Raw genomic sequence first — 9229 nt, 5'->3', positions numbered from 1 at the left:
AAGCGACTTCCGCTTCGACCTTGGGTTGCATCAGGCGGGCCATCGGAACGTCTTGCGCGTTGAGGTATTCCATGTCGTCGAACAGGACGCCAAAGTCGGGTTGGTCCACGCCCAGTTGCTGCTGCACGGCTTTGGAGGTCAGGCCCACCTTCAGGCCCACAATGCGACGACCCGCAGCGAGCTGAGCGCGGGTGTTGATTTCGGCCACCGAATACGCCGCTTCCAGACCTGTGATGCCGTGACTAGCGGAAATTGGGGGCACTGGACTGCGTGCCATACGTGCCTGGCGCAGGGCTTCTGCTGCATGCAGCAAGGAGGAATTTTGGAATGAGTTCACGATGGATCGGGTTCGGTTTGGATGAACAACTCGCCTTCACGGACGATGGTTTTGTAGACTTTGATAGGTGTGACTGCGGGAAACGTCAATGCGGAGCCCGTCTTCAGGCAAAAACGACCGGAATGCCAGGGACATTCGACGTGGCCGTCCTCAATGCTTCCCTCCGACAGCGAAGCATCTCCGTGCGAGCACGTGTCGTCCGTCACGTAGAACTCGCCATTGGCATGAAAGACTGCCAGCGGCGGGCGGCCATCAATCTCCAGGCGCAATGCCTCGCCATCTTCGATGACGTCAATGCGGCACAGCCTCATCTCGTTAATGGCCGTCAGTGGGTCTTTCTGTTCCATGGTGCTTATCTCTTTCAGAAGAATCGATCGTAGTGAATCTGGGTGGCGTGAACTTGATGGTCCACCATCAAGGCACGTACCACCGTCTCTATCATTGGTGGCGGGCCTGCCAGGTAATACTCGCGCGTCGCAAAATCGCCACCAAGACTGCGGACCAGCAACTCGTGCACGAAGCCGCGCTCGCCGGTCCAGCCACCCTGGTCTGCCAACTCAGCCACCGACACCGCCGCTTTGCACTGCACACGGTGGGGCTGGCTAAGCCAGTCTCCAAATTGAGGAATGTCTGCTGGCCCCCGCCCGCCGTAGAAGAGCGAGATGGACCGTCCGCCAAGTTCGGCACACGCGGCGGCCGCGTTGGCCACCGACAGCATGGGCGCCAGACCGGAGCCTCCCGCAATACACACCACATCGCGCGGCGCCTCTGGGCGCAGGTTCGCCAAGCCATACGGGCCGTCGATCTGCACGAACTGGCCAACCTGCAAAGCGTCAAACAGTAAGTTGCTGACCTTCCCGTTCGGCACCCTTCGCACCATGACGTTCCAGTCTCCCGCCTCATTCGGCTGGTTGGACATGGAGTAGGCGCGCACCTGCCCCACCCCCGGCAATTCCAACAATGCGTATTGACCGGGCAGAAACCGGGCCGGTTGCTTGCCGCGAAAGCGGAACTCGCGGATATCGTCCGTGACGTGTTGGCTGCCGACGTATTCGGCCTCAAAGGACTCCGGACGGACGACCGGCACAAAAGACTCGCTAACCCGGATTTTGATCTCGCAGTTCGACAGTGGGCGGCACTGGCAGGCCAGGTGACGCCCTTTGGCGCGGTCTTTGGCACTGATGCCTGGGGCGTCAGGCCAGCGGTCTTCGACTTCGCCGCTTACCACCTCAAACTTGCAGGAGCCACAGCCGCCCGCATTGCATTCGTAGGGCATGCCTATACCGGCGCGCAGGCCCGCGCGCAACAAGTTGTCTCCGGGTGGCACGGTATAGCAGGTGTCGGTTCCCGCAAGACGGATGGAATACCCAGGTTGGTTCATGTTGTCTCCCGAATGCCTCTTTGCAGAGGCTTATGCCAAGTCGAGCCAGCGCCGGGCATTGCCCGAGCGCAGCTGTTGAATCACATCGTCTGACAGCGCCAGTGAGCGCAGGCGCCCGACAGGGTCGTTGTCCATGATGGAAAACGGATAGTCAGTACCGACCATGATCTGGCTGTTACCAAAGACCTGGATCAGTCGGTGAATCGTGTCGGCGTCGTACACCAGGTTGTCGTAGAACATGCGTCGCGCGGCCTGGGCCGGCTCAATGGGCATGGCATCCCGCACATTGGGCAACGACTGCCAGGCATGCTGTAGCCGGGGCAGCAGTGCGCTGAGGCTGCCACCGCCATGGCTGTACGCGATGCGCAGATTGGGCAGGCGTGCCAGGGTGCCGCCCGTGATCATGGACGCGGCGGCCAGGCCGGTTTCACCAGGGAAGGCCAGTACCTGCTCGAGAGCAGCCGGGCCGACCAGGCGGTCCATACCACTGGGCCGCAGCGGATGCACAAAAACAGCAGCGCCCCAGTCAGCGGCAGCCTCAAAAAAGGGCAGGAAGCGAGGGTCACCAATGACCGTGCCATTGACGTTGCCCGCAATTTCGACCCCTGCCATACCGAGCCGGTGCATAGCCACGTCCAGTTCATGAATGGCCAGCGACACGTCCTGCAGTGGTACGGCACCCAGCCCCATGAAATGCGCGGGGTGGTCGGCCACCATCGACGCAATCACTTCGTTGAGGTACCGGCACATGGCGGCACCGTCCTCTGGCGCCATCCAGTACGACAGCAACTCCGGCATGGGCGACAGCACCTGACGCCCTATCTTGCGGGCGGCCATGTCCGCTTGCCGCGCCGCGCAATCCCAGCACTGGTGCGAGACAGTTCGGTAGACCGCGCCGGACACCATGACATGCTGGTGGCAGGCCTGTGCAGGCATCATCGACGGCCACGGCGCATCCAGGTGCCGCCCGAGATAGGCCGGGAACGATTGCGGCACCACGTGGGTGTGCACGTCGATCAGCCCGGCGTCGTCTTGTTGTGCGTGTGAAACCATCGAGGGTACCTTGTCTGCGTGGGATTAGACCGTCTTCAGGCCTTGGCCTGCGCCGGCACCTGGCCCGTGGTAAAGAACTGGGTCGTCACCGCGTTGAACTCGTCAGACGCTTCGTACTGGGGCCAGTGCGCAGCGTCGCCCTGCATCACGTAAAAACGGCTACCAGACACGCGTGCAGCTGCGGCACGGGCGGCCTCGATGTCATGTATCGGGTTGTCCTGGGTCCAGAGGAACAAGGTCTCGCAACGCAGCGATTCGAGAGGAATCAGGAAATCGTCGTGTCGTTGAATCACCGCGTTGATCGTGGGCGCTACGCGGCGTGTATCGGCCGACAGGTAAATGCGCAGTCGCAGATCGATCAACTCTTCGTTGAGCAGATGGTGGTTGTTGGGGTGCATCAGCCACTGCATCCGGGCTGTCACGGTCGCGCGGTTGGGCACGACATCGACATTGGCTTTGTTCAGGGCCATGAAGTTCTGCATGTCCTGCTTACCCTTGGCCGACACTACTGGAATGCCGCCAGCGGTATTGAGCATCAGCCGGCGCACGCGTTGCGGGTACTTGGCTGCAAACACGCCCGAAACCCAACCACCCAATGACTCGCCAGATAGGTGGGCCAACTCGATCTGCAGTACGTCCATCAGCTCGCGCAGCTGCTCCGCGAAGACAAGAGGGTTGTATTCGTCTATCTTCTTGTCTGACAGACCGTGGCCTACGTAATCAAAGGCGATGACATGGAATTTTTCCGACAGGGCCAACAAGTTCTTGGCGTAGGCCTCGAGGTGACCATTGAGGCCATGCTGGAAAAGGATAACTTCCGGCTTACCACGACCCGCCTCGGCAATGCGGATACGACCATAGGTGGGGGTGTTGACGTAGCGAACTTCAGCGCCCAAAAAATCAAGCCAGAGGCTCATGGGATTCTCCTTGTGTGGGGATCAATGTGATCAAACGAACGGGTTGTAGAAATATTTGGGGCGAACAGGGGCCTTGGCTTTGACGCCATCAAAAAGCACCCGGCAGGCGCGGATCAGTCAGGGATGAGGTTCAAGGTGGGGCAAGGCCTCCAGGTAGCAGGCGACCATTTGTCGCCACAGCCTGAAAAGGCGGTTGAAGCGCCGTGTGTCGTTTTGCCAGAGACGCCGCACTGCAAGGCCGCGCACAATACTGATCGTCAGCCAGAGCAAGTCCTCGGCAACAGCTTCGGGCACGCCCGACTCGATCAGCGCCTCCAACCAACTCGCTTCGACTGGCAGACGCGACGAGGCCGAGATATCTCCCACAGGGTTGCCATCGGCAATCGTCAGTCGTCCCTGGATGGCCAGGTCCATCGCAATCAGAAACAGCTCGCTGAAAAAGAAGTCCTGACTGTCCGACAACAGGATCTTGATCGCTTCGTCGACCGAGCCGACCCGTCGCGCGCGCTTGCGCCCCAGATCCGCTGTGCGTTTGAAGACGTGTTCGACCACCGCCACAAGCAATTCGTCCTTGGAAGGGAAATGATGGGTCTGGGCGCCCCGGGAGACACCTGCCATCTCGGCCACATCGGCCGTCCGAAACCCTGCATACCCTTTGGCCGCCAGTACGTCCACGGCAGCGTCCAGAATGCGCCGCCGCGTCTCCTCGGTGCGCTCGGTCTGCGTACGCCGCGTCTTCGCCGTTGCTATGGGTTTCTGTGCCACGTGATCGGAGGTCGCTTGTTTGCTCATTTTTTTTATTTGGAAAGTTGAGGACTCGATATGATTTCACAACATCGTACTCCCGCCGTTTACGCTGATGACCTGTCCTGTGACGAACGAGGCGTCGGGAGAAGCAAGGTAGGTCACCATGGAAGCCACCTCTTCCAGTTCGGCCGCGCGTCCCATCGGGATGACGCTCATGAACTTTTGTGCGACCTCGGGCTTTTCCAGTAAAAACTTGCGCATCGGCTCGCCGTTCACGGCGCAAGGTGCGACGGTATTGATCGTCACGCCTGCAGTGGCAAACTCCCGGGCCAGACCGGTGGTGAGCCCATGCACACCGCCTTTTGCGGCGTTATAGGCAGCATGGTCCGCCAACCCATTGCGAACCGAATCTGCCCCCAGGTTGACAATGCGGCCATACCCATGACGAAGCATGGCGGGCAGGAAAGCCCGGGTACACCACAGCGTTGTCCAGAGATTTCGGTCAATGGTGGCACGAAGGGTTTCGGGGGTATGACTCAGGAATGGCAAGATCACGCCGCCACCTGCGTTGTTCACAAGTACGGCGGCCTCTCCCAATGCTTGCTGTGTTTGCACCAGCAATGCCTGCGCCCCCGCCTCGGTGGATAGGTCACCCACGACCCCAATCGCTGACACAGAGTAATCCTTCTGGATCTTCTGAACGGCAGCCTGCAGGGCCGCATCGGAGACATCGGCTAAGGCGACCGAGGCGCCTTCGCGTGCGAAGGCCTCAGCAATGGCCAGCCCGATGCCCTGCGCAGCGCCGGTAATCACGGCGACCTGTCCCTTGAAGCGCGCGCCCGGGGTGACAGAAGATTTGGACGATAAGTTCATGATCGATTTGTCCCTGACTGACTCAGAGAAGAATGCTGACACGGCCGTGTGGCCGCAAGGCGTCCATGTCCAGCATTGAGCGCTTCTCGCGGATCTTCAGTTGCCCCTCAGCCACAGCAAGGCGATAACGATAAGAACCCACGTAAACGTCTGCCTGACCATTCTTGAAGCGGTGCACGGCAAAAGCGGCAGAAACCTTCAGCTCATGCTCGCCGCGTTCATCGATGAGCACGTTGGTCACCATGTGGCGGGTACGTGAACGCGGCCACTCGACGTGGGCCGCTTTCTTTTGCAACCGCACCACGCGCTCGCGCAGGCGGGCTCGATCGTCGGCAATATAGAACAGGGTGTTGTCAGGTGTGACTTCGGGGGCTGTGCCGACAGTCGGTACGTGATAGATGGCGTCATCGGTGAAGAGCGTCAGCCATTGTTCCAACTTCCAGCCGTCCAGCAATGCCGCTTCACGGTACAGAAATTCCTCAACATCGTTGCGTGTGATGTTTGCAGTCATGATGTGCTTCCTTCGGTTTAGATATTGGTTCGAAAGGTCAAGTCGCAGTGACGACTAGACGCCAAGATGCTTCTCCAGAACGTCTGGGTGGTTGCGCAGATCAGCTGACGTCGAGCGTTCGGCAATCTCACCGCGACTCATCACAAGCACGTCTTCGCAGGTGTCAAACACCGTTTCAAGACGCTGGTCGACGACGATAGCGGTCAGCCCGCTGTTGGACAGCTTCTGCAACAGCCGGACTAATTCGTGAACGATCAGCGGCGCCAGTCCTTCCGTTGGCTCGTCAAGCAGCAACAAGTCGGGCTGCGTCAACAGCGCGCGACCAATCGCCAGCATCTGCTGCTCACCACCGGAAAGTCCGCCGCCGGGTGCCTTGATCCGCTCGGCCAGGCGCGGAAACATGGATAACACGTCGTCCAGACTCCAACGTTCTTTGCGTGTGGAACCCAGACGCTGTGCTAGCTGGAGGTTCTCGAGCACGGACAGGCTGGCAAAAATGCCCTTGCGATCCAACACCAAAGAGATGCCGCATCGGGCCCGCTGCGTGGCGTCCAGACCCGCTAGTTCCTGACCCCGGAAATTGATTGCGCCGGTTGAGGATTTGACCAATCCGGCCAGCGTCTTGAGCAGCGTGGTCTTTCCCACGCCGTTGCGGCCCACGATGCCCAGGAAGCTTCCCTCGGTCATCTGGAACCCGATATCGGATAGCACTGCGAAGCGGTCATAACCGGCGGCCAGTCGAGAGACCTCAAGCATGAGTCGCCCCTTTGAGGTAGGCATGCTGAACGCGGCTGTCCGCCTTGACGTCGGTTGGCGTTCCATCGGCAATGACGGCTCCCCGCTCCAACACCACGATGCGATCGGCAATACGATCCACCACGCTGAGGTCATGTTCCACGATCACCACCGTCAGGCCCTGCAGCAATTCCATCATCAACTCCAGCACATGGGCGGTTTCAGGCGGACTCATACCCGCCGTGGGTTCATCCAGAAGAACAATGCGCGGCTGCGTGGCCAATGTGATAGCCAGTTCCAGCTGGCGCTGCTCGCCATAGGAGAGATCTTCGGCTAGCACCTCTACCGGACGGCGGATGTCGACGCGCTGCAGCATGGCGCATGCCTGCTCACGAAGGGCATCATCTGCATCGATAGGGCTCCAGGGGCTCCAGTTGCGGGCCAGCTCCAATGCCTGCAGGCCCAGACGAACATTTTCCAAAAGCGAGAGTTGGGGAAAGATGTTGGTCTTCTGAAAGCTGCGCCCCACCCCCAGGCGGGCTCGTTTGCCTGCCGGCTCATGGCTCACGTCGTGACCATTGATCAGGATGCTGCCGCTGCTCAATGACAACCGGCCGCTGATCAGGTTGAGCAGGGTAGTCTTGCCTGCCCCGTTGGGACCCAGCAGTGCGCAATGCTGCTGGGGCGGAATCGCCAAGTCCACGCTACCCACAGCCTGAAAGTCACCAAACCGTTTGCCGACGCCCTTGAGTTCAATTGCGTTCATCAGTCGATCTCCCTCTTGACCGTAACTGGCGTGAGTGCCTGCGCTGTACCGCCTTTCCGCTGCGGCAACCTGAGCCGGTCGCGAAGGATCTTCACCAGCCCCTGGGGGGCGAAAAGCACAATCGCGATGAAGGCCAGGCCTACGTACAGACGCCAGTGATCAGTGACCGACACAGCGTAGTGCGAGATACCGATGAATACGGCAGCACCAACAATCGGCCCTGCGAGAGACGCTGTCCCGCCTACGATCACCATGAGCAGCGCTTCGCCCGACATAGTCCAAAACAATGCGCCAGGCCCCACATAGCCAAACAGCATGGCATTCATGTAGCCCGCGTAGCCCCCAATCACACCCGAGATGACGAAACCAGCAAGTTTGTAGGCCTGCACCGGATAGCCCAATACCACCATGCGTTCTTCGTTCTCGCGAATACCCGCAAAAACCGAGCCCAAGCGCGATCGCTTGAGGACCCAGACCAACCACACCGTCGCGGCAAACACCGCGACGCTGAGGTAGTAGAAGCCGGCATCTGACTCCAGCGACAACCCGAAGCTCTCGCTGAGCCAGACAGGCAAACGAGGGCGCGGTACGCCCGTAAGACCATTGACGCCGCCGGTCCAACGGTCATCCGCCACAGCCAGCACGTACAGCAGTTGAGAAAAAGTGAGCGTGATCATGGTGAAGGCCGTGGCTTTGGTCTTGAGCGCAACCAGGCCAAACAGCGCGGCGACAAGGGCAGAGCACCCCGCTGTCAAGACAAACGAGGTCAGCAGGTCTGGCGACACACGCATCAGGAAGATGGCCCCCAGATAACCACCCAGCCCAAAAAACGCACTGAACCCGAAGTTCACAAGGCCCAGAAGAGCCAACTGCACGTACAGGCCAATCGCCATGATGGCGTAGATCAGGATGTCGGCCGTGAACTCAATGCCGGACCCTACAGAGAGCTTCGGCACGAGCAGCAAACCGATGGCAATCAGGGCCAGGACCACGGCCTGAACTGGCTTTCCGGAAAGCGGGGTATTCGATGTCTTCATTCTGGCTTCCCCAAAAGACCGTTTGGACGTGCCAGCAAAACCAGCCCTAAAACAAGGTACATACCAACCGGGGCATAGCCGGCGGCGAACACCTGACCGAGAGTCAGAACAAAGCCGATGATCAGACTGGCCAGCAATGATCCCGACACGGAGCCAAGCCCGCCCATCACGACCACGATCAATGCCGAGATGAGAACCTCGTCGCCCATACCCGGGAAGGCATTCACCAGCGGAACGGCCACGAATCCCGCCATGCCCGCCACTGCCGAACCAATTAGGAATACGACGCTGAAAAGCTTTCGGACGTTGACACCCAGGAGTTCAGCGGATTCACGGTCGTCCACGGCGGCACGGATCATCATGCCGAACGGCGTCTTGACCAGGCCCCAAAGCAGCAGACCGCTCAACAGTCCACCGAAGCCGATCAGGAACAGACGGTACCCCTCGATACGGGCACCAGCAAATTCATAGGTGCTACTAAGCGCAGCGGGCCTGACGAGACCGCGGATTTCGCCGCCCCAGAGGATGCGGACCAGCTCGTCGAACACGAAGATCAGACCAAACGACACCAGTATCTGGGCAAATGGCCCGCGTGAATAGATGCGCTGAAACAGGGTTCGCTCCACCGCCAGGCCGACCAGCGCACTTCCAACCGCCGCCGTGACCAGGCCCGCAACGAACGAACCGGACAGCACAGCCATCTGCAGACCCAAGAAAGCACCCACCATGTAGAAGGAGCCGTGCGCCATGTTGATGACACGCATCAATCCGAAGCTGAGAGTGAGTCCTGCTGAAATGATGAACAGCAGGAGCCCCGCTTGCAGTCCGTTGATCGCGTATTCGATGACGATGTTCATCAGATAAACCTGTAC

At 59.8% G+C, this 9229-nt stretch carries 12 protein-coding genes; all 12 read right to left on the bottom strand.

What is annotated here, in order from left to right:
* On the bottom strand, window positions 1-337 hold a 337-nt coding region (locus Q7T10_RS20575), incomplete at its 3' end, for a 2-keto-4-pentenoate hydratase (RefSeq protein WP_370653809.1).
* A complete protein-coding gene (locus Q7T10_RS20570; RefSeq protein ID WP_304751740.1) occupies window positions 334-684 on the bottom strand; it encodes a non-heme iron oxygenase ferredoxin subunit in 351 nt (116 codons plus the stop codon). The genes Q7T10_RS20575 and Q7T10_RS20570, both read right to left, overlap by 4 nt.
* Window positions 685-698: 14 nt before the next feature.
* Window positions 699-1718, bottom strand: a complete 1020-nt coding sequence (locus Q7T10_RS20565; RefSeq protein WP_304751738.1) for a 2Fe-2S iron-sulfur cluster-binding protein — start codon at window positions 1716-1718, stop codon at window positions 699-701.
* 30 nt (window positions 1719-1748) lie between these two features.
* Window positions 1749-2771 (bottom strand): amidohydrolase family protein, encoded by a 1023-nt coding sequence (locus tag Q7T10_RS20560; RefSeq protein WP_304751736.1) that lies wholly within the window; start codon window positions 2769-2771, stop codon window positions 1749-1751.
* Window positions 2772-2806: 35 nt separating this feature from the next.
* A complete protein-coding gene (locus Q7T10_RS20555) occupies window positions 2807-3688 on the bottom strand; it encodes an alpha/beta fold hydrolase (RefSeq protein ID WP_304751734.1) in 882 nt (293 codons plus the stop codon).
* Window positions 3689-3805: 117 nt separating this feature from the next.
* Window positions 3806-4480: a TetR/AcrR family transcriptional regulator gene (locus Q7T10_RS20550; protein WP_304751732.1), complete on the bottom strand. Its 675-nt coding sequence runs from the start codon at window positions 4478-4480 to the stop codon at window positions 3806-3808.
* A gap of 36 nt (window positions 4481-4516) precedes the next feature.
* Window positions 4517-5308, bottom strand: coding sequence for an SDR family oxidoreductase (locus Q7T10_RS20545; RefSeq protein ID WP_304751730.1), 792 nt, complete (start codon window positions 5306-5308; stop codon window positions 4517-4519).
* Window positions 5309-5330: 22 nt separating this feature from the next.
* On the bottom strand, window positions 5331-5819 hold the full coding sequence (locus Q7T10_RS20540) for an aromatic-ring-hydroxylating dioxygenase subunit beta (protein WP_304751728.1): 489 nt from the start codon (window positions 5817-5819) through the stop codon (window positions 5331-5333).
* A gap of 54 nt (window positions 5820-5873) precedes the next feature.
* Window positions 5874-6575: an ABC transporter ATP-binding protein gene (locus tag Q7T10_RS20535; protein WP_304751726.1), complete on the bottom strand. Its 702-nt coding sequence runs from the start codon at window positions 6573-6575 to the stop codon at window positions 5874-5876.
* Window positions 6568-7320: an ABC transporter ATP-binding protein gene (locus tag Q7T10_RS20530; RefSeq protein WP_304751724.1), complete on the bottom strand. Its 753-nt coding sequence runs from the start codon at window positions 7318-7320 to the stop codon at window positions 6568-6570. Before Q7T10_RS20530 ends, Q7T10_RS20535 begins: the two co-directional genes overlap by 8 nt.
* Complete coding sequence (locus Q7T10_RS20525; protein WP_304751722.1) at window positions 7320-8357, bottom strand: branched-chain amino acid ABC transporter permease; 1038 nt, start codon at window positions 8355-8357, stop codon at window positions 7320-7322. Before Q7T10_RS20525 ends, Q7T10_RS20530 begins: the two co-directional genes overlap by 1 nt.
* Entirely contained in the window at window positions 8354-9214 is an 861-nt protein-coding gene (locus tag Q7T10_RS20520) for a branched-chain amino acid ABC transporter permease (RefSeq protein ID WP_304751720.1), read from the bottom strand. Before Q7T10_RS20520 ends, Q7T10_RS20525 begins: the two co-directional genes overlap by 4 nt.
* Window positions 9215-9229: the final 15 nt, after the last annotated feature.

The sequence above is a fragment of the Rhodoferax sp. genome, from assembly GCF_030646845.1.
Classification (GTDB): Bacteria; Pseudomonadota; Gammaproteobacteria; order Burkholderiales; family Burkholderiaceae_C; genus Rhodoferax.
The sequence above is the reverse complement of the archived record's forward strand: the minus strand, read 5'-3'. Positions and strand labels throughout refer to the sequence as shown.

What these genes read in the sequence shown, in the direction of transcription:
- Q7T10_RS20570 (WP_304751740.1), bottom strand. Translation starts at nt 684, where the DNA reads ATGGAACAGAAAGACCCACTGACGGCCATTAACGAGATGAGGCTGTGC.
- Q7T10_RS20555 (WP_304751734.1), bottom strand. Translation starts at nt 3,688, where the DNA reads ATGAGCCTCTGGCTTGATTTTTTGGGCGCTGAAGTTCGCTACGTCAAC.
- Q7T10_RS20525 (WP_304751722.1), bottom strand. Translation starts at nt 8,357, where the DNA reads ATGAAGACATCGAATACCCCGCTTTCCGGAAAGCCAGTTCAGGCCGTG.
- Q7T10_RS20520 (WP_304751720.1), bottom strand. Translation starts at nt 9,214, where the DNA reads ATGAACATCGTCATCGAATACGCGATCAACGGACTGCAAGCGGGGCTC.
- Q7T10_RS20545 (WP_304751730.1), bottom strand. Translation starts at nt 5,308, where the DNA reads ATGAACTTATCGTCCAAATCTTCTGTCACCCCGGGCGCGCGCTTCAAG.
- Q7T10_RS20565 (WP_304751738.1), bottom strand. Translation starts at nt 1,718, where the DNA reads ATGAACCAACCTGGGTATTCCATCCGTCTTGCGGGAACCGACACCTGC.
- Q7T10_RS20530 (WP_304751724.1), bottom strand. Translation starts at nt 7,320, where the DNA reads ATGAACGCAATTGAACTCAAGGGCGTCGGCAAACGGTTTGGTGACTTT.
- Q7T10_RS20550 (WP_304751732.1), bottom strand. Translation starts at nt 4,480, where the DNA reads ATGAGCAAACAAGCGACCTCCGATCACGTGGCACAGAAACCCATAGCA.
- Q7T10_RS20540 (WP_304751728.1), bottom strand. Translation starts at nt 5,819, where the DNA reads ATGACTGCAAACATCACACGCAACGATGTTGAGGAATTTCTGTACCGT.
- Q7T10_RS20535 (WP_304751726.1), bottom strand. Translation starts at nt 6,575, where the DNA reads ATGCTTGAGGTCTCTCGACTGGCCGCCGGTTATGACCGCTTCGCAGTG.
- Q7T10_RS20560 (WP_304751736.1), bottom strand. Translation starts at nt 2,771, where the DNA reads ATGGTTTCACACGCACAACAAGACGACGCCGGGCTGATCGACGTGCAC.